This window comes from Actinokineospora fastidiosa (assembly GCF_014648415.1).
In the GTDB taxonomy this organism is placed as follows: domain Bacteria; phylum Actinomycetota; class Actinomycetes; order Mycobacteriales; family Pseudonocardiaceae; genus Actinokineospora; species Actinokineospora fastidiosa.
In genome coordinates this window covers 224,602-243,593 of sequence record NZ_BMRB01000002.1, presented here as the reverse complement: position 1 = coordinate 243,593, position 18,992 = coordinate 224,602, and the positions used below count along the sequence as shown (strand labels likewise).

Annotated in this window: 15 protein-coding genes; 7 read left to right on the top strand and 8 right to left on the bottom strand. The window is 71.0% G+C overall.

Features of this window, described 5'->3' with window-relative positions; all coding sequences use genetic code 11:
* Genes IEY98_RS11170 through IEY98_RS11160 form a run of 3 tightly spaced genes read left to right on the top strand, consistent with a single transcriptional unit; the run spans position 1 to position 6,104 of the window.
* Positions 1-2,922, top strand: coding sequence for an AMP-binding protein (locus IEY98_RS11170; RefSeq protein ID WP_189210364.1), 2,922 nt, complete (start codon positions 1-3; stop codon positions 2,920-2,922).
* The gene (locus IEY98_RS11165; protein WP_189210363.1) at positions 2,912-4,573 is read left to right on the top strand and encodes a DUF885 domain-containing protein; all 1,662 of its coding nucleotides are present in this window, start codon (positions 2,912-2,914) and stop codon (positions 4,571-4,573) included. The genes IEY98_RS11170 and IEY98_RS11165 overlap by 11 nt, the downstream gene beginning before the upstream one ends.
* Positions 4,563-6,104 (top strand): amino acid adenylation domain-containing protein, encoded by a 1,542-nt coding sequence (locus IEY98_RS11160; protein ID WP_189210362.1) that lies wholly within the window; start codon positions 4,563-4,565, stop codon positions 6,102-6,104. The genes IEY98_RS11165 and IEY98_RS11160 overlap by 11 nt, the downstream gene beginning before the upstream one ends.
* Before the next feature lie 45 nt (positions 6,105-6,149).
* On the opposite strand, the gene IEY98_RS11155 is transcribed toward IEY98_RS11160, so the two are convergent.
* The 3 genes from IEY98_RS11155 to IEY98_RS11145 form a co-directional block, all read right to left on the bottom strand.
* On the bottom strand, positions 6,150-7,412 hold the full coding sequence (locus tag IEY98_RS11155) for a cysteine desulfurase (RefSeq protein WP_308425874.1): 1,263 nt from the start codon (positions 7,410-7,412) through the stop codon (positions 6,150-6,152).
* A 143-nt stretch (positions 7,413-7,555) separates the two neighbouring features.
* Entirely contained in the window at positions 7,556-8,821 is a 1,266-nt protein-coding gene (locus tag IEY98_RS11150) for an MFS transporter (protein WP_189210361.1), read from the bottom strand.
* Positions 8,818-10,167 (bottom strand): MBL fold metallo-hydrolase, encoded by a 1,350-nt coding sequence (locus tag IEY98_RS11145; RefSeq protein WP_189210360.1) that lies wholly within the window; start codon positions 10,165-10,167, stop codon positions 8,818-8,820. Before IEY98_RS11145 ends, IEY98_RS11150 begins: the two co-directional genes overlap by 4 nt.
* A gap of 83 nt (positions 10,168-10,250) precedes the next feature.
* Between IEY98_RS11145 and IEY98_RS11140 the strand changes: the two genes are divergently transcribed.
* Positions 10,251-10,904, top strand: coding sequence for an ArsR/SmtB family transcription factor (locus IEY98_RS11140; protein ID WP_189210359.1), 654 nt, complete (start codon positions 10,251-10,253; stop codon positions 10,902-10,904).
* 47 nt (positions 10,905-10,951) lie between these two features.
* Here the strand turns inward: IEY98_RS11140 and IEY98_RS11135 are convergent, their stop codons facing one another.
* Positions 10,952-11,560, bottom strand: a complete 609-nt coding sequence (locus IEY98_RS11135) for a TetR/AcrR family transcriptional regulator (protein ID WP_189210358.1) — start codon at positions 11,558-11,560, stop codon at positions 10,952-10,954.
* 88 nt (positions 11,561-11,648) lie between these two features.
* Here IEY98_RS11135 and IEY98_RS11130 point away from each other — a divergent pair, with 88 nt between their 5' ends.
* Together IEY98_RS11130 and IEY98_RS11125 are read left to right on the top strand one after the other, a co-directional pair.
* Positions 11,649-12,824, top strand: a complete 1,176-nt coding sequence (locus tag IEY98_RS11130; RefSeq protein WP_229786813.1) for a cytochrome P450 — start codon at positions 11,649-11,651, stop codon at positions 12,822-12,824.
* A gap of 5 nt (positions 12,825-12,829) precedes the next feature.
* Positions 12,830-13,459, top strand: a complete 630-nt coding sequence (locus IEY98_RS11125; protein WP_189210356.1) for a class I SAM-dependent methyltransferase — start codon at positions 12,830-12,832, stop codon at positions 13,457-13,459.
* A 53-nt stretch (positions 13,460-13,512) separates the two neighbouring features.
* Here the strand turns inward: IEY98_RS11125 and IEY98_RS33390 are convergent, their stop codons facing one another.
* Positions 13,513-13,701, bottom strand: coding sequence for a hypothetical protein (locus IEY98_RS33390; protein ID WP_373292408.1), 189 nt, complete (start codon positions 13,699-13,701; stop codon positions 13,513-13,515).
* A 35-nt stretch (positions 13,702-13,736) separates the two neighbouring features.
* Positions 13,737-14,189: a hypothetical protein gene (locus tag IEY98_RS11115; protein WP_189210354.1), complete on the bottom strand. Its 453-nt coding sequence runs from the start codon at positions 14,187-14,189 to the stop codon at positions 13,737-13,739.
* Positions 14,190-15,016: 827 nt separating this feature from the next.
* Between IEY98_RS11115 and IEY98_RS11110 the strand changes: the two genes are divergently transcribed.
* Positions 15,017-16,234, top strand: coding sequence for a pentapeptide repeat-containing protein (locus IEY98_RS11110; protein WP_189210353.1), 1,218 nt, complete (start codon positions 15,017-15,019; stop codon positions 16,232-16,234).
* A gap of 628 nt (positions 16,235-16,862) precedes the next feature.
* Here the strand turns inward: IEY98_RS11110 and IEY98_RS11105 are convergent.
* The gene (locus IEY98_RS11105; RefSeq protein ID WP_189210352.1) at positions 16,863-18,500 is read right to left on the bottom strand and encodes an esterase/lipase family protein; all 1,638 of its coding nucleotides are present in this window, start codon (positions 18,498-18,500) and stop codon (positions 16,863-16,865) included.
* Positions 18,497-18,829, bottom strand: coding sequence for a hypothetical protein (locus tag IEY98_RS11100; protein ID WP_189210351.1), 333 nt, complete (start codon positions 18,827-18,829; stop codon positions 18,497-18,499). Before IEY98_RS11100 ends, IEY98_RS11105 begins: the two co-directional genes overlap by 4 nt.
* Between the last annotated feature and the right edge of the window lie 163 nt (positions 18,830-18,992).

Genomic DNA, 18,992 nt, shown 5'->3' with positions numbered 1-18,992 from the left:
ATGTCCGAAGCACTGAACGCGATCGTGCGCGAGCTGGCGAACGTCGCGCCCGACGCCGCCGCGCTGGTCCACCGCGAGCGCGTCGTCGGCTACGGCGAACTCGATGGGCTGGCCGATCGGTACGCGGCCGCCCTCGTCCGTGCGGGTGTCCGCGAAGGCGATCTGGTCCCGGTATCGATGCCGCGCGGCGTGGATCTGGTCGTGGCGATCCTCGGGATCCTCAAGGCGGGCGCCGCGTACGCCCTGCTCGATCCGGCCTGGCCGCGCCGCCGCGTCGACGACGTGCTGGCCGACCTCGGCGCGCGGGTCGTCGTCGGCGAGCACGGGATACCGGTGCCGTCGCGAATCCCGACTGGAACGCTGCTCCGCCCGGTGCCGGTTGACCCCGGGAACGCGTGCTGCGCGTTCTTCACCTCCGGCACCACCGGACGTCCGAAGGCCGTGCTGACCCCGCACCGCGCGATCAGCAGGCTGTTCCGTCCCTGCGCGTTCGCCGAGCTCGGGCCCGGCTCGGTGATGCCGTCCGCCGCCCCGCTGCCCTGGGACGCGTTCGCGCTGGAGTTGTGGGCGATGTTGCTCACCGGGGGCACCTCGCTGCTCGTCGACGAGCCCTACCTGTCCCCGGTCGAGCTGCGTGCTGCGATAGCCGATCACGGCGTCGACTCCGCCTGGCTCACCGCGAGCCTGTTCAACCTCGCGGTGGACGAGGACATCGAGGCGTTCAGCGGTCTGAAACAGCTGCTGATCGGCGGCGAGCGGTTGTCCGCGCCGCACGTGCGGCGGTTCATGACCCGCCATCCGGACATCGCCCTGACCAACGGGTACGGCCCGGTCGAGAACACCATCTTCACCACCACACACCGGATCGGGATCGAGGACTGCGCGACCGACATCCCGATCGGGAAGCCGGTGACCGGCACTCAGGTGCATGTGCTCCGCGGTGAGGAGCCCTGCCCGGTCGGGGAGTCCGGCGAACTCTGCCTGTCCGGCACCGGCCTCGCCATCGGCTATGTCGGATCGGATCCCGGTCGGTTCACCACCGTCAAAATCGGCGGCGTCCCCACTCGGGTCTACCGCAGCGGCGACCTGGGCCGATGGGACGCGAGCGGGCTGTTGCGCTATGAGGGCAGGCTGGACCGCCAGGTCAAGGTTCGCGGACACCGGGTCGAGCCCGGCGAGGTGGAGCGGCAGATCGAGGCGTTGCCCCGGGTGCGCGCCTGCGCGGTCCTCGCCAGGCGGAACGCGTCCGGGGCGGTGGACGCGCTGCTGGCGTTCTGCGTGCCCGCCGATCCCGCCGATCGCCTCGCGGACCTCGGTCTCGACGCTGTGCTGCCCGGCTATCAGCTGCCCGCCGCGGTCCTCCCCGTCGACGCGTTCCCCCTGACCGACAACGGCAAACTAGACGAACGGGCGCTCCTGGCGATGACGCCACCGACGGGGGAGGAGCGCGACGACGTCGAGGCGGCGGATCCCCTGATCAGCCGGGTGGTGGGGGTGTTCGCGGCGGTGCTGGGCCGGACTTCGGTCCCAGCCGACGTGCCCTTCACCGAGTTGGGCGGTACGTCCCTGGACGCAGGCCGGGTGTCGGCGCGCCTGGCGGCCCAACTGGGCAGGCCGGTACCGGTGTCCCGACTGCTCCGCGAGCCCACCGCCCGCGGCTTGGCCGCCTGGTTGGGCCGCCCGCCGGGGGACCCGCCCGGACAGGACCCGCCGAACGCCTCGGTTCCGTTGTCGTCCATGCAGGTCGGGTTCCTCACCAAGGCCCTGCTGGAACCGGAGGACCGTTCGGCGTACTGCGTCAGCGTGTGGTCGGTAGGGGCTCCACTGGACCTGTCCGCGCTGCGCTCCGCCGTACGAGCCGTCCACCACCATCACGAGCCGCTCCGATCGACGTACGCGGCAGGCCGATCCGCCACGGCGACACCCGGCTCCCATCCGCCTCCCGACCCGCTGGTGCTCCCGGAGGCGGACTCGGTGGGCGCGGGTGTCGCCGCACTGCGCCGCGTGTTGAGCGCTCACCTGGACCTCGGTTCCGGTGAGGTGTGGAGGGTCGCGGTCGTTCCACTGCCCGGGCGGACCCTGCTGGGGTACGTGGTCCACCACATCGCCTTCGACGGCTGGTCGGAGTCGGTGCTCGCGGAGGACCTGGCCACCGCCTATTCAGCGGTGTCCGCAGGCCGCCCCGTGGAACTCGGCACGGTTCCCGGGCTGGCCGAGACCTGGGCGATCCGGCAGCGCGAACTGGAGTACGCCGATCTGCCAGCACAACGCGCCCAGGTCGTGTCCGATCTGCGCGGCCTTCCCGAACTGGTCTGCCCGGGCGCGGGCATACCCGGTGCCGCGGCGCCCGCGCGAATCATCCGTCAGGTCCGCACGGAAGGGATCGACCCGGCCGGAGCCACTCGGTTCACGGTCCTGCTCGCCGCGTACGCCCGGGCCTTGGCGGAGCTGACCGACAGCACGGACTTCGGCATCGGCGTCCCGGTCGCGACCCGATCGGACCAGCGCCTTGACCGGGTGGTCGGCTGCCACATCGACATGGTGTGCGTGCGGATGACCGCAGGTGGGCTCGACGATTGGGCGAGAGCGGTCCAGCGCGCGCTGCGTACGCAGGACGTGGGTTTCGGCGAAGCGGTGCGGTTGGTGAACCCACCGAGGTCCCGTCGGACCCCCTTGTTCCAGAACATCTTCGCCTACCAGAACAACGCGAAACCGCGAATGCGGCTCGCCGGGGTCGACGCCGAGTTGATCCGCGGCGGCTACCTCGGGATCGCGACCGAGATCCTGACCGAGGTGTGGGAGGACTCGGATGAGGTGCTCCGCATCGTCGTCAACTACCGACCGGACGTGATCGCGGTGGGCTTCGCCGAGCGGCTCGCCGCTCGCTTCGCCGCGAACCTGGGGGACCGCGATGACCGTTGACCACCTCGCCGACCGACTGCTCGGCGAGATCCTCGACGCCGATCCGGTGGAGTCCACCCTGCTCGGCCTGCCAGGACGCGATCACCTCCTCCCTGATCTCACCGAGGACAGCGCGGCATCCCGGCGAACCAGGTTGGTCGGGATCGCCGAGCTGGCGCGGGTCGCGAAGACCCGGGACCAGCGGGACCGGCTCACCGCGGCGGTCACGGTGCAGCAGGCGGAAGCCGCGGTCGCGCAGATCGACGCACGGGCCGCCGATCACACGGTCACCGACCTGTTCGTCGCACCGGCGACCGCGCTCATCACCACGCTCCCGGGGATCACGGTGACCGACGACGGCGAGTCGTACCTGGCCCGGCTGTCGGCGATCCCCCGGTTCCTCGACCAGCTGAGCGAGCGTCACCGGCTCGGGCGAGCCGCGGGGCGGGCCGCGGTCGCCCGGCTGGTCCAGGCCGCGATCGACAAGTTCGAGCGCTACCTCGCCGCGCCCGCGGATGACCCGCTGATGACCCCGACACCGGAGAACCCGAGCTCGGGATTCACCGCTCGGCGGGCGGCGCTGCTGCACGACGCGGTCCGCCCGGCCATAGCGAGGTATCGGGAGGCACTGGCGAGCGAGGTGCTGCCCGCTGCCCGCCCGGACACCCGCCCCGGCCTGTGCTGGCTTCCGGACGGTGCAGAGCAGTACGCAGCCCTCGCCCGCGCGCACACGACCACCGACCTGTCACCGACGGACCTACACGAGACCGGGTTGTCCGTTATGGCGGACATCGCCGCCGAGTTCGTCGCGCTGACCGACGCCGCTGATCTCCAGGACGCGATCGCCGTGGCCAGATCGAGCCCCGCGGCACCGTGGCGGGACGCCGAGGAGATGATCGCGGCCGCCAGGTCCGCGATAGCTCGCGCGAACGAGGCGGCCGTGCACTGGTTCGGCCGGTTGCCCCGCCAGGAGTGCGAGATCGCCCCCGTCCCGGAGGCTGCCGCCCAGGGTGGTCCGGCCGCCTACTACCAGCCGCCGTCCCTGGACGGACGCAGGCCGGGGGTCTGCTACTTCAACACCTACCGAGTGGCCGAGCGCGACCGAGACGGTCTTGAAGCGGTCGCGTTCCACGAGGGCGTGCCCGGCCACCACCTGCAGCTGGCGCTCGCCCAGGAGTTCGTGGAGTTGCCGATGCTGCGCCGCATCAGCACCCTGACCGCGTACGCCGAGGGCTGGGGCCTGTACGCCGAGCGACTGGCCGATGAGATGGCTCTCTATTCCGGCGATCGCGCCCGGCTGGGGATGCTGTCGGTGGACGCGCGAAGGGCCGCCCGGCTCGTCGTGGACACCGGGCTGCACGCGTTCGGGTGGAGCCGCGACCGAGCCATCGGGTACCTGCTCGCGAACACCACCCGCCCCCGCGTCGAGGTCGAGGCCGACGTCGACCGGTTTATCGCGTTGCCCGGCCAAGCCCTCGCCTACACCGTGGGCCGCCTGGAGTTCCAACGGAACCGGTCGCGCGCGGAGAGGGCGCTGGGAGACCGGTTCCACATCCGCCGATTCCACGACGTCGTGCTCGGCAGCGGCGCGCTGCCGCTCTCGGTGCTGGCCACCGTGGTGGACGACTGGATCTCATCCCACGATCGGAAGGACAGCCGTCGTGTCCGCTGACAGCACGAGGTTCCTGGACGGCGCGACGTGCCTGGTCGACGTCTTCCAGCGGGTGGCGGCCGAGTTCCCGGACCGCCCCTGTGTGGTGCACGGCAACGAGGTCCTGACCTATCACGAGGTGTGGGTGGCGGCCGAACGGCTCGCCGCGGGCTTGGTGCGGGCCGGGGTCGGTAGGGGAGACCTGGTCACGTTGCTGGTCGACCGCACCGCGGAACTTCCGGTGGCGATCCTGGCCGTCCTGCGGGCAGGCGCCGCCTACCTTCCACTCGATCCGGACTATCCGGCCGAGCGTTTGCGCTACATCGTCTCCGACGCCCGATCCCGGTTCGTGATCGGCCGTGCCGAGCGCATGGATCTCACCGACGTGATCGTCGTCGAACCGCTGCCGGGAACCGACGGTCTCGGTCCCGTCGACACGACGACGGCCGACATCGCCTACGTCATCTACACTTCCGGGTCCACCGGACACCCCAAGGGGTGTCTGGTGACCCACGGGAACGTGTTGGCGCTGCTTGAGGCGACCTTGCCGCTGTTCGACGTCGGCGCCGACGATCGCTGGAGCCTCTTCCACTCCTACAGCTTCGACTTCTCGGTCTGGGAGCTGTGGGGCGCGTTCGCCACCGGCGGCGCCACGGTGATCGTCCCGCGCGACACCGCTCAGCGCCCGCACGATTTCCTGACCTTCCTCTCCGAGCACCGGATCACGGTGCTCAACCAGGTCCCGTCGGTGTTCCGGTCCTTGGCCGCGACCTACCTGAGCGGTTCACCGCCGCCGTTGGCAGTGCGGTACCTGATCTTCGGCGGCGAGGCGGTGGACTTGGCCGCGACACACGCGTTCCTCAGCGCCATGTCGACCCCACCGGTGGCCGTGAACATGTACGGGATCACCGAGACCACCGTCCACGCGACGGCCAAGTTCCTCACCGATGCGGACCTGACCGGTGTTGTCCGCTCGCCGATCGGCACACCGTTGCCGCATCTGACGATCTCCGTGCGCGACGACGACCTGGAGCCCGTACCGGATGGCGTGGTCGGGGAGATGTGGATCGCCGGAGCGGGGGTGGCGGCCGGATACCTTCGTCGACCTGAGATGACGAGGGAGCGGTTCGTCTCGCTGGACGGCAGGCGCCACTACCGCACGGGGGACCTGGCGCGGGTGCTGCCCAACGGCGAACTGGAGTACCTGGGGCGGGCGGACCAGCAGGTGAAACTCCGCGGCTTCCGCATCGAACTCGGGGAGGTCGAGGAGGCGATACGCACCCATCCGTTGGTCCGCGACGTCGCCGCGACCGTGACGACGACACCGGCGGGCGCCCAGTTCCTGGTGGCCTGCGTGGTGCCCGCAAGCGAGTGCCTGTTGGAAGACCTCGCGATCGCCCTGCGTCAGCACACTGCACGCATCCTGCCTGATCACATGGTGCCCACGCGCTACGCCTCGCTCGCCGAACTGCCCGTGACCCCGTCCGGCAAGCTGGACCGCGCCACGCTCCCGGCGATGGCGCGCAAGGCCCACACGGGGATTCGCCGGTGACGGCTAGGACGGCATCGAGAGATCCCGTCCTAGCCGTGCCACCTGCTATGCGGTGAAGAACCGCTTCGCGTGGTCCAGTCCCTCCACCAAGGCGTCGATCTCGGCTCGCGTGGTGTAGAGGTAACTCGACATGCGCGTGGAGGCCGACACGTCGAAACGCTGGTGAGCGGGCCGGGCGCAGTGGTGGCCTGCCCGGACCGCGATGCCCAGCGAGTCGAGTATCTGACTCACGTCGTGGGGGTGCACCGAGTCGACCACGAAGCTGACGGCCCCGCCTCGGTCGAGAGTGGTCCTCGGGCCCAGGACGCGCACGCCCGGGATGGTCGTGAGCTGCTCGAGGGCGTAGCCGGTGATCTCCGCCTCGTGCGCGGCCACCTTCTCCATCCCCACCGCGGTCAGGTAGTCCACGGCGGCTCCGAGCCCCACCGCCTCGACGATCGGCGGGGTGCCCGCCTCGAACCTGTGCGGCGGCGGCGCGTAGGTGGACCCGTCCATGCGCACGGTCTCGATCATCTCGCCGCCCCCGAGGAACGGGGGCAACTGCGCCAGCAGGTCGTACCGCCCCCACAGCACGCCGATACCGGTCGGTCCACACATCTTGTGCCCGGTGAAGGCCACCGCGTCGGCTCCGGTCGCCAGCACGTCGTAGGGCATGTGCGGGACCGCCTGCGAGGCGTCGACCACGACGATCGCGCCCACCTCGTGCGCTAGTTCGGCGATGCGCGCGATCGGGTTGACGGTGCCCAACATGTTGGAGACGTGGGAGAGGGCGACGACCTTCGTCCGCTCGGTGATGAGGTCGTCCATCGCGGACAGGTCGAGGCGTCCGTCGTCGTCGAGGCCGAACCAGCGCAGCCGGGCGCCGGTGCGCTCGGTGAGCAGTTGCCACGGCACGATGTTGGAGTGGTGTTCCATCTCGGTGATGACCACCTCGTCACCGCCGCCCACCTGGTACGGCGACGACCACGCCAACACGTTGGCCATCAGGTTCAACGCCTCGGAGGCGTTCTTGGTGAACACGATCTCCTCAGCCGACCGCGCACCCACGAAGCGCGCGACCTTGCCCCGCGCGTCCTCGTACGCGGCGGTGGACTCCTCCCCGAGTTGGTGCACCGTGCGGGCGACGTTGGCGTTCCGCTGCCGGTAGTGCTCAGCGACAGCCTCGATGACCTGGTTGGGCTTCTGGGAGGTGTTCGCGCTGTCGAGGTAGACCAACGCGTGGTCGTCGGCCAATCGCCGTTGAAGGATGGGGAAGTCCGCCCGCAGGGCCTCCACGTCCAACGCCCCTGTGCGCGTCTCGGTAGTCACAAGGAAATCCCCCTTCTATAACCGGACAAAGCCGCGCACAAGCGACGACTCCTGGTATCCCCCTGTCAAGGCTCGAAGTGTATCGGGGGAGGCCCGCAGGGCCAGGCTTACTGGTGTCCGTTACCCGGATGGGCGGTGACGTCTTAACCCGTCCGTTCATCCGTCCTATCGCGCCGGTGCGCGGGCGTGTGTGTCTCGTACATCCGGATCGCGACGATCAGGCCTGACACCGCGGTGAGGGCGGCGACGACCCAGACCGCGGCGCGCAGGCCCCACAGGTCGGCGACGGTTCCGGCGAGCAGCGCGCCGACGGCGAAGCCGCCGTCACGCCAGAGCCGATAGACGCCGACAGCGCGGGCGCGCCAGGTCGGGTGGGCGACGTCGCCGATGACGGCCAGCAGGGTCGGGTAGACCATCGCGGTCCCGGCGCCGATCAGCGTCGCGGCGATGAGCCAGGCGGTGAAGGTGGTGGCGACGGCGGTGAGGGCGAGCGCCGCGGCCTGGAGCAGCATGCCGGCGGTGATGAGGTGCTTGCGCCCCCACCGGTCCGACAGCGGGCCGGTCACCAGCTGGCCGAGTCCCCAGACGGCGGGGTAGACCGCCGCGAGGACGCCGATCTGGGCGATGGAGAGTCCGGCGCCTGCGAACAGGATCGGGAACAGGCCCCAGGCGAGTCCGTCGTTGAGGTTGTTGACCATCCCGGCCTGGCTGGCCGAGGACAGGGCGGGGTCTCGCAGGCTGGTGCGGGCCAGGACCTGCCGATCGGTGAGCAGGGCGTGCGGGTCGTGCCGCCCGCCTGCTTCCAGGTGGGCGTGGTCGCGGGTCTCCCGTACCGCGAACACCGTGAGCCCTAGGCCCAGGGCGGCGTAGGCCAGGCCGAGCAGGAACGGGGCGGGCCGCAGCCCGTGTTCGGCGGCGAGGTACCCGGTGGCCAGGGCGGTGGCGGCGACGGCGAGGTACCCCGCTGCCTCGTTCAGCCCCATGGCCAGGCCGCGGCGGGCGGGTCCGGCGAGATCGATCTTCATGATCACGGTGGTGGACCAGGTCAATCCCTGGTTCACGCCGAGCAGGACGTTGGCGGCGACGACCCAGCCCCACGAGGGAGCCCAGATCAGCATCAGCGGCACCGGGATCGCGATCAGCCACCCGGCCAGCAGCACCGGTTTCCGCCCGTACCGGTCCGACAGGGTGCCAGCGAGGTAGTTCGCGGTGGCCTTGGTGAGGCCGAAGGCGAGGACGTAGGTGAGCAGGAAGGTGTAGCCCGTCAGACCGAAGGTCTGCTCGGCCAGCAGCGGCAACACGGTGCGCTCCTGCCCGAGCATGCCGCCGACGAGGGCGTTGACGGCGACCAGCAGGCTGAACTGGGCGAGGTTCGCGCGCAGCCCCAGCCGCACGACCCGGGCGCTCATGCCCCGGTCTCCAGAGCCCGGCCGCTGATCGCCGCCCAGTCCTCCGGGCCGCCGTCGAGCACGGCGAGGTCGCGGTGGCCTGCTTGTTCGAGCAGGCTGGCGGCGCCCATGGCGCGCTCGCCGTGCCCGCACATGACGACCAGCGGCGCGGCGGGCACCTCGTCCACACGGTGGAGGAGTTCGCCGAGTTCCAGGTGCAGTGCGCCGGGCAGGTGTCCGGCGGCGTACTCGGTGGTCTGCCGGATGTCCAGCACCGGTCCCTCGACCTGGTGGGCCTGGACCAGCCGGGTGGTGGTGATCGGGTGGCCCGCGGACCCCCAGGCGTCGATGCCTCCGGTGAGTTCTCCTGCCAGGCCGTATCCGATCTTGGCCGCCTGCCACGCGATCTCCGCCGGGTCCTGATCCTGGTCTCTCACGATGACGAGGGGACGGTCCGGTGCGGCGAGCCAGCCGAGCCAGGAGGCGAACGCCGGTCGCAACGGGATCGACAGCGAGCCCGGCACGTGTCCGGCCGCGAACTGGGCGACCGTGCGCACGTCCACCAGTTGTGCGCCATCGGTCAGCATCCTTCGGACCCGCTCAGTGGGCAGTCCCGGCAGCCTCGGGGGGCCGTCGAGGACGCCAGGGCCGCGTCGGTTGAGCTCGCCCAGTTCGAGGAAGTAGGGCGGGAAGCTGCCCAGGGACGCCAGAAGCGCGGCGACGAAGGAGTCCTCATCCGGCGCCCGCAGCAGGGGATTGGCGGCCTTCTCCCGGCCGATCGTGGTCGTGCGCTCGGCGCCGGGCGGGGCCGAGCAGAACGACCCCGCGCCGTGGGTGGGCCACACCGGCAGGTCGTCGGGCAGTTCGGCCAGCCTGCGCAGCGAGGCGTACTGGGCGCGGGCGAGCGCCTCGGTCTGATGGGGTGCGACCAGATCGGTACGGGCCGCCGCGCCCACGAGCAGCGATCCCCCGGTGAACACCCCGACCGGTCGGTCATCGTCGAGCAGCAGGAACGACAGGTGCTCATGGGTGTGCCCGGGCGTGCTCAGCGTGCGCAGCCGCAATCCTCCGAGGTCGACCTCGTCGCCGTCGCGCAGCCCGGTGTGGGTGAACTCGCGATGCCCGGCCGCGGATGCCAGCACTTGAGCGCCGTCCGTCACGGAGAGCTGGCGGGCGCCGGAGAGGAAATCGGCGTGCAGATGGGTGTCGGCGGCGAACGCGGGCCGCAGACCGCGCCGACGGGCGGCCGAGGAGACCGGCCGCAGGTCCAGGCTCACGTCGACCACCAGCGCCCGACCGTCACCGAGGTCGACCAGATAGGCGGAATTGCCCAAACCCTCGTCGACAAGGGGAACGACCTCGACCATTGCTCACCATCTCCTTCGCGATCACGCGGCTGTCCGCACCGCGTGCATCTGTTGTACACTACTCCATAGATGATTGGAGGAGTATGGGTGACACCGCGGCCAAGACCGCCCTGTTCGACCAGTTCGCCCGCGTGGGCAAGGCGCTGGCCAGCGGCAAACGCCTCGAACTGCTGGACCTGCTCGCCCAAGGCGAGCGCACCGTCGACGCGCTCGCGCGAGCCGCGGGCCTCGGGCTGACCACCGCCTCAGCGCACCTGCAGACCCTCAAACAGGCCAACCTCGTCGCGACCCGCCGCGACGGCACCAAGATCTACTACCGGCTCGCGGGCGCGGACATCGCCGCCCTCTACGCCATGGTCCGCGCCGTCGCCAGCGACCACATCCCGGATGTCGGGATCGCCCGCGCCGCCTACCTGGGACCCGACACCGACGAGGTCACCCGGGACGAACTGCTCGCCCGCGTGCGCGAGGGCGGCGCCACCGTCCTCGACGTCCGGCCCGCGGAGGAGTACGCCGCGGGCCACATCCCCGGCGCCCTGTCCATCCCCCTCGACGAACTCCAGGACCGCTTGGCCGAACTCCCCGCCGACCAGGAGATCGTCGCCTACTGCCGTGGCGCGTACTGCGTGCTCGCCCACGACGCGGTTCGACTGCTCACGACTCATGGCCACCACGCCCGCCGCCTCACCGACGGCATGCTCGAGTGGCGCCTGTCCGACCTGCCTGTCGCGACCTAGCGGCCGGTCTCACCTCGGCAACAGCGATACAGGTCCGGATGGAGGCGTCAGTCGCCGCGGGCGGCTTGGATGACGCCGTGGATGGCGCGGCCGATGTGGTCCGCGGCGTTCTCCGGGTCGGGCTGGTCGAGGTCCAGCCAGGTGAGGACGGCTTCGAGGGTGAGGGTGGGGACGAGGCGTGCGGCCCAGTCCCGCCAGGGGCCCTGGGGGATCGCGTCGGCCAGGTGGCGGTCGGTGACGTCGGCCGACGCGGTCCGGATGGTGTCGACCACGTCGCGGAACTCCGGCTCGCGGGCCGCGTGCCGGAACAGCAGGCGGAACCCGTCGGGATCCGCGGCGGCGGCGCAGATCAGCGCGGGCAGGCTGGTGCCGTCGTACCCGTCGGTGCCGACGGTGTCGGCGAGCCGGGTGCAGGCTCGGTGGAGCACGGCGCGGTAGAGGTCGTTCTTCGAGGCGAAGTGCCGGTAGAGGATCACCTGGGTGACGCCCGCCTCGGCGGCGACGTCGTCGAGGCCGGTCGCGGCGAACCCGGTGCGGGCGAAGGCGCGGGTGGCCGCGCCGAGGATCTGTTCGCGCCGCTCGGCCCGCGGCAGTCGTCGGACGCGCTCCGGCCCGGCTGATGGTCGTCGAGCTGGCTGCCCGGTCTCCGCCGCCACGTCCACCTCCTGATGTTTAGAGCGGACTATACATCCTCAGGCGTTTATGTCATCTTGTACAAGAAGGCATGAACTTGATGGAGGCATGATGGTCCCGCCGGTGCAGTTGCCGTTCGAGCAGTCGGATCCCCTGAGCATGGCCCCGCTGCTCCGCGAACTGCGGTCACGCGGCCCGGTCCACCGGGTGCTCACCGCTGTCGGTGACGAGGCGTGGCTGGTCACCGGGCACGCTGAGGTGCGTCGGCTGCTGGACGACGACCGGCTCGGCCGGTCCCACCCTGCGCCACAGACCGCGGCCCGGACCGGGGAGTCGGCGTTGTTCGGCGGCCCGCTCGGCGATTTCGGCACCGAGAAGGCCGACCACGCCCGGATGCGGTCCCTCCTGCAGCCGCACTTCTCGCCTCGGCGCATGAAAGCGCTGCGGCCCAGGGTGGAGGCGCTGACCGCGGCGCTGCTTGACGACATGGTCGAGCACGGCCCGCCCGCCGATCTCCACGCCGCGGTCGCGGTGCCGTTGCCGATCCTGGTGATCTGCGAACTGCTCGGCGTGCCGTACGAGGACCGTGACCGGTTCCGGGCGTGGACCGCCGACGCGGCCAACACGCGCGACCGGGCTCGATCCGAGCGCGGGCTCGGGGAACTGTTCGGCTACGGCCTCGAACTCGTCGCCCGCAAGCGGACCGAACCCGGCGACGACGTGCTCTCCCGGCTCTGCGCCACTGACGGGGTGCCCGACGCCGAGGCCGCAGGCTTGTCCATGGCCTTGCTGTTCGCCGGGCACGAGACCACCGTCGTCCAGATCGGACTCGGCGCGCTGCTGCTGTTGGCCGACCCGGCACAGTGGCGGACCGTGGTCGACCAGCCCGGCCTGGTGCCGAACGCGGTGGAGGAACTCCTGCGGGCACCCGGCAAGGGCGGCGGGGGCATCCCCCGGTACGCGCGGACAGATCTGGAGATCGAAGGGGTCTTCATCCGGGCGGGGGACCTCGTGCTGCTGGACAACGGCACCGCCAACCACGACCCGGCCGTGTTCGCCGACCCCGACCGGCTCGACGTCACCCGCTCGGCCTCCGCCCACCTCACCTTCGGACACGGCGCGCGGTACTGCATCGGCGCGCCACTGGCCCGCATCGAGCTGCAGGTGGTGTTCACGCAACTCGCCCGCCGATTCCCCACACTGGAACTGGACATCGACGTGGAGGAACTGCGGATGCGACGCGACGTGCTGACCGGCGGCCTGATCGAACTTCCGGTGCGGTGGTGAGCGCGATGTCGGTGCGACACCCGCTCTTCGCCCGGCTCTATCCGCTGATGGCCCGGGCGATGGAACGCGGCGGCATGGCCGAACGCAGGCAGGCCCTGCTCACCGGCCTCACCGGCGAGGTGATCGAGGTCGGCGCAGGCGACGGGCACAACTTCGCGCACTACCCACCCACCGTCACACACGTGGTCGCGGTCGAACCGGAACCGCGTCTGCGAGCCCTCGCCGAGGGCGCGGCCACCCGAGCTCCCGTCCCGGTGAAGGTCGTTGACGGCCTGGCCGAGCACCTGCCCGTCGAGGACTCCAGCGCCGACGCCGTTGTCGTTTCCCTGGTCCTGTGCTCGGTACGGGACCAGCACACAGCACTACGCGAGTTCCGACGAGTGCTCAAACCCGGCGGCCAGTTCCGCTTCCTCGAACACGTCCGGGCCGACACCCTCGGCTTGGCCCGTGTTCAACGTGCTCTGGACGCCACCGTCTGGCCACGAATAGCCGGCGGCTGCCACACCGGCCGCGACACCGTCACCACGATCGAGCGGTCCGGCTTCGCCATCGAACACCTCGACCGATTCCGCTTCCCCGACGCCCGCACGCCGACGTCGTTCCACGTCCTCGGAACCGCCGTGGCACGCCACTGAGCCCACTCGACTAGGGGGTCGGCTCGCCGCTGGCCGTTGTCCGGGGCAATCAGTCATCGCTGCGGCCCTGCCGGACTACGTTGCCACCGACGGACGCGCGGGTATGGCCAGTCGATTCCGCTGCCAGTGTGGGTCTGTTCGGATGGTCTCGCCAAATGCGCCGTCATGGGCCTGACGATCTGGTTGTCTCGTGCGCCGAGGAGGTAGCTGAAGCGGTAGGTCAGCCAGGCGTAGAGGTCCATCGCCAACGCCGATTCCTTGAGGTGCTTGAGCACTCCTAGGTCCAGCGGCACGGGGTGGGGTGGTTAAAGAAGTCACGGGACAGTTCCACTTTGGATCCCGAGCAGGGTCGCTTGGTCGGGTCGCCGATGTGCTGCCAACGCATGTCCCAGCGCTTGGCCACCAGCAGCCGGATTCCGGCGTCGCGCTGAGCCCTGGGGGGACAGCCACGCCAGCAGTAGCCGCGGCATCGTGCCGTAGGGGAAGCCGATCGGCGCTTCCTCGCCGGTGTCGGTGACGGTCCGCCTGGGGTGACGGTGAGCAGGACGTCGCCGTCACGGCGCACCCACACGCCGGTGCCGGGCGCGGGCTCGCGATAGGGCAGCGCGACCTGCGCGGCGAACCGCGCGAGGTAGCCGACGTGCTGTTCGCCGTTCTCCGCGGCCGCGATCACCGCTGCGGCCTGCTGCGCGCGCTCCGCGGCGCTGGTCTTCGTCCGCGCCAGTCGCACAGGCTAGGGACTGCCCTCCCGCATTCGGCGGAGGGACCGGCCCCCCGCGTGTTGCCAGCCGAGCGGGTGCGCATAAGAGGCCGACACCGCCGTCTAGCTGGGTGAACGCACGATGCGCCCTCGTGCCGTCATCGGGGAGGGCCTGCCCGGAGGACGATCGCCTGCACCCAAGAGGGCGGCAGCAGGGACCGGCGCACGCGCGGGGTTGGCCCGAGGTTGTCCACGCATAAGGGGCCGACGGCCAGGAGCCTTCTCGCGCCGGGCCTGCGGCGAGCCGGGACCAGGGCGACCGAGGCGGCGGCTTGAGGTGCTGACGCCCTGCGCGGCGGATTGGGTGTTCCAGCCCGTGATGGGTCCGGCCCCCGCGTGGGCGAGAGCCGGGCTGCTGCTTGTCCTGGTACTGCTCCTGGGCTGCCACCCGACGGGGCAGTAGCGGTCACGGCGGCCGTGGACCCGGAGAACCACGCCCGGTCGGTGGAGCAACACCGGCAGGGCATCGGGTTCGCGGCCGTTCGCCGTGTCCGGCGCAGTTGTCCTGCACCGCAACACCGCCCCGGCAGGGTAGCCGCGCCGTTCCAAGCATCTTAAGCGCAGTCTGAACCGCGACGTCGTAGCAGAATCGACGACGGCCACGACCTGGCACGAGTCGGTCAAGACCGGCTTCCATAGGGACGCGCTCTCGCGGTGCGTGTACGGCCCGGAACAGGTTCGCCGGGCCGCGCGATGATCAGCAGGTGACGAGTTCCCCGGTGCCGCAGCCCGAGCGGCCACCCGCCCCGATGAAGCCGCCCTCCAAGCGCGCGGTCGCCGCCGCGGTGGGCGGGGTCGTGGTGGTGGTCGGCGGGCTGCTGACGCTGCTGTGGTCGCTGGTCGACGGCGGCTCCTTGCGGGCTCCCATCCATCTGGAGTTGGTGCGCGTCGGGTTGACCGTGCTGTTGGGCACCGGCGGGCTGTTCGGTCTCTACCTGGCGTGGCGGCGGCAGCGCTCCACCGAGATCGGGCTGCAGCAGAAGGAGCGGGACCAGGCCGATGTCGCCCGTGCCTATGAGCTGCAGCGCGAGAGCTTCGAGACCACCCGCCTTCACCAGGAGCGGGTCGCTACCGCCACCGAACGCGATGCCGAGGCGCGGCGGATCACCGACCTCTACACCAAGGCCGTCGAGCAGCTCGGTTCCGAGAAGGCGCCGGTGCGGTTGGGCGGGTTGTACGCGCTGGAGCGCCTGGCCCAGGACCATGTCGAGCAGCGGCAGACCATCGTCAACGTCCTCTGCGCCTACCTGCGCATGCCCTACACCCCGCCCGACAACCCGCCCGTTCTCGACGGCACCACAGACCCCGCCGTCCGCAAAGAGCTGATTGCGGAGCACCGCGAGCAGGTCCAAGAGCGCGAAGTTCGTCTCGCCGCTCAACGCATCCTCGCCCGCCACCTACACCCCGGCGACACACCCGACAACCCCGTCGCGACGTTCTGGACCGGCATCGACGTCGACCTGACCAGCGCCACCCTCATCGCCCTCGATTTCAGCGGCTGCACCGTCCACACCACATCTTTCCGCGGAGCGACCTTCACCGGCGATGCCGGGTTCAGCAGGGTGACCTTCACCGGCTCCCTCGACTTCGCCGGGGCGACCTTCACCGGCGCCGCCGACTTCGCCGGGGCGACCTTCGGCGGCGCCTCCTTCCGCCAGGCGACCTTCATCGGTGACGCTGACTTCGACAGAGCAACCTTCACGCGGCAGGTGAACTTCGCCGGGGCGACCTTCACCGACGACGTCTACTTCAATGAAGTGACCTTCGCCGGCAACGCCGTCTTCGGCGGGGCGACCTTCACCGGCAAGGTCGCCTTCATCGGGGCCGCCTTCACCCGCGGCGCTGTCTTCCGTGGAGCGACCTTGCCGAGCACCCGCTACGCGGACCGCAAGACGCCGTCACCGTGGACGAGACTCGAGGGGGCGCGGTTCGCGGGGGGTGTGCCTGCGGAGTTGGCGGGGTTCATGTCAGCGTCGGGGGAGGAGGCGGTGAAGGGCACGGTGCCCGGGTCATAATCCGCTGCGTGCGCGCACGACTGAAGTCGGTGATCAACGGCGGCGGAAGCTGTTCTCCGGGCGCCGTTCGGGCATCGAGCTCGGATCTGAGCCTGCCGTTCGAGGCTGTGGCCAACCATCCCGCCCACCTGCCGATGAGCTCGTCCAGGTCGTCCACGGTCAGCGGTGCGAACGGCCAGGCGAGCTGCCGCTCCGCCGTCCCACCTGCGGCAGGGGGCTTCGAGGGGCGCGAGCACCCGTTGCGGTTCTTTCGGGGCGGCGGATGCTGCATCCGGCGCAAAGCGGCTGGCCGTCGACGCGGGTGGACCGGGCGGGACCGCCTGCAGCGGGAGCAGGGCCGGTGCCAGTGCGGGGCGTGCTGCGCGCAATGCGAGCAGATGTGTTCGCCCTGGTCATCGCGTCGGGGCAGTGCTTTGGTCCGGCCGCAGCCCGCGTAACGTGGCGGGACCAGGCGGTGCCCGCAGCGCGCGGGGTGGTCGCGATCCGGGCTCGGGTGGACGCGTGGTCGCCGTGACAGTTGCACGGTTCTCCTCGGTGGGGCCGGCTCGCCCTCGTGGCGGTACCGCCCACGCACTGCATAGCTGCCGGGGCGGGATGTTCCGGACTAACTGGCGCTTCTCGGACCAGTTCAGGGTGCCGCCGCGAAGTACGCGGTCCGCACCCGTTCCGTCGTGGGCGGAGGCAGGGCCTCGTTCGTCGCGCTGAGGCCGCCGACCTTGACGGTCCACGCCGCACCGCTGCGGTCGACCGGAACCCGGTCGTTGCCGACCAGTACGAAAACGGACTCGTCGTCGCAGGAGTAGGCGCCGACGTACTCGTCGGCCCGGCCTGGCCAGCTGCCGCCGTTGCGCAGGAGGCACTTGGCGCCGCTCTCCAGCTCTAGGCCCCACGGGTCGGCGGTCTGCGGTGGTGCGAGCGCGGGGACCGCCTTGGTGGACACCATGGCACGCAGCCGCTTGTTCCATGGGAAGTCACCGCAGAGCAAGGAGTGGCGGTCGGCCTTCACCCAGCAGACCAGGGCGCCCGCCGCGGTGGAGCCGCACCAGCCGATGTCCGCGCCGACGGCGGCAGGGGAGGGATGGCACTCGTCGAGTTCGGTGCCGTCGTTCTCGACCGCCCACCCGGCTGCGGGGTTGCCAGCCTTGTCGAGCGCCACCACGTTCGTGACCGTGGTGGCGGTCCCGCCAGCGGGTGCGGCGAGCGCGGTCAGCGCTTCCTTGATCACCGCCACGGCGTGGTCGACGGACTTGCGCTCAGTGGTCAGGCGGGTGTGCGAGCAGCTCGCGGCGATCGTCACGCCGCCGAGGTAGGCCTGCACCGGCAGGCTGAACCTGTCCTGCTGGATGTCCTGCAGCGTCAAATAGTCCAGCGCCATCGCGCCCGGGACGAACGCCAGCTCGTGCGCGGCCCGGTTGACCAGTCCGAAGTCGATGGAGCAGGTGCTGCGTCGCGAGTACGACTTGGCGCCGTCGAGCGGCGGCTGCCCGCCTGGCCCGGAAAGGGGGTAGCCGTGGGCGGACGGCAGCGGCACCACGCCGTCGCCGGCCAGCGGGATCGAGTAGGCCTTGAAGCCGAAGAACGTGCGGTCCACGGTGGCGTCACCGCCGATCTGGGTGAGGGTGACGCCCTCCGGCAGCCACGGCGGCAGGTCGCCGCAGCCGTCCGGCAGTGGCGCGCCCTTGGTGTGCTCGGCGAGGCATTTGCCGCCGTCGCGGCCCGCCGCGTCGGGCAGGTCCTTGCCGAAGGCCTGCTGGAACACCTCGACCAGCCGCGACGGCCCGTCCGCGCCGCCCCACGGCGACCCGAGCATCGGGGTGCCGAACGTGATCACGTACGGCACCTTCTCGGCCAGCTCCGGGGTCAGGGCGTAGCGCAGCGCCAGCCCGCCCATGGAGTGCGCCACGACGATGAGCCTTCCGTCGCCCCCGACCCCGCGGTGGGCGGCCGACACCTGGCCCAGATAGGCCGCCAGGCACGGTGCGATCCGCGAGTCGGAGGCCCAGTGGGACGAGACCTTGCTGTAGTCGAAGGCGTAGGTGCTGATCTTCCCGTCGAGCGCGTCGGACAGCGCATTCGCGGAGTCGATCAGCGGGCCGCCGGTCCAGCCGTGCACGAACACCACCGGCCGCTTGTCCTCGTCCTGGCCTGCCTCCGCCTTGGTCGACGTCGTCAGGTCGCACTGCGCGGGCACGTCCTGCGCCCGCGCGGGTGCCGCGCACAGCGCGCCGACCAGGCACAGGACCGGCAGCAGGGCGCCTCGGTTCACTGGGCGGCCTCGGTGGAGCTGATCAACCAGCGGCCCTCGACCGCGACCAGACGGATCGTCCACCGCTTCCCGTCGACCCGGGCAGCGACCACGGCCGAGCCGTCCGGTTGCGGCTGGAAGGTCGACGCGTCCACCTCGATGACGGCCGATGCCAGCGAGGGCGCCAACCCGGGCTCTAACGGCTGCTCGGGCGAGACCGCTACCGCCTCCCGCACCCGCGCCTCATCGCCGCTGATCAGGTCCGTCGCCAGCTCGTCGGCCTGCTCCCCGGTGAGCGGCGCCGCGGCCGCTGATCCGGACGGCGCGGAGGCGGCCGGGGTGGTCGCCACGCCCTCAACCCCGCTCCCACCGAAGAGCACCAGTACGACAGCGACCCCGCCACCACCGCGACCACCAGCCCGACCAGCGCGACACGCCCCACTCGATTCACGGTGAGGTCATCGCGACCGTCCGGCAGGCGTTACCCGCCGACCAGCCGGTAGCTGCCGAACA

Bases quoted from the DNA above. Each gene is read 5' to 3' on its own strand.
- IEY98_RS11130 (WP_229786813.1), top strand. From the start codon at position 11,649: ATGGTCCCGCCGGTGCAGTTGCCGTTCGAGCAGTCGGATCCCCTGAGC.
- IEY98_RS11150 (WP_189210361.1), bottom strand. From the start codon at position 8,821: ATGAGCGCCCGGGTCGTGCGGCTGGGGCTGCGCGCGAACCTCGCCCAG.
- IEY98_RS11145 (WP_189210360.1), bottom strand. From the start codon at position 10,167: ATGGTCGAGGTCGTTCCCCTTGTCGACGAGGGTTTGGGCAATTCCGCC.
- IEY98_RS11125 (WP_189210356.1), top strand. From the start codon at position 12,830: ATGTCGGTGCGACACCCGCTCTTCGCCCGGCTCTATCCGCTGATGGCC.
- IEY98_RS11165 (WP_189210363.1), top strand. From the start codon at position 2,912: ATGACCGTTGACCACCTCGCCGACCGACTGCTCGGCGAGATCCTCGAC.
- IEY98_RS11140 (WP_189210359.1), top strand. From the start codon at position 10,251: ATGGGTGACACCGCGGCCAAGACCGCCCTGTTCGACCAGTTCGCCCGC.
- IEY98_RS11170 (WP_189210364.1), top strand. From the start codon at position 1: ATGTCCGAAGCACTGAACGCGATCGTGCGCGAGCTGGCGAACGTCGCG.
- IEY98_RS33390 (WP_373292408.1), bottom strand. From the start codon at position 13,701: ATGGACCTCTACGCCTGGCTGACCTACCGCTTCAGCTACCTCCTCGGC.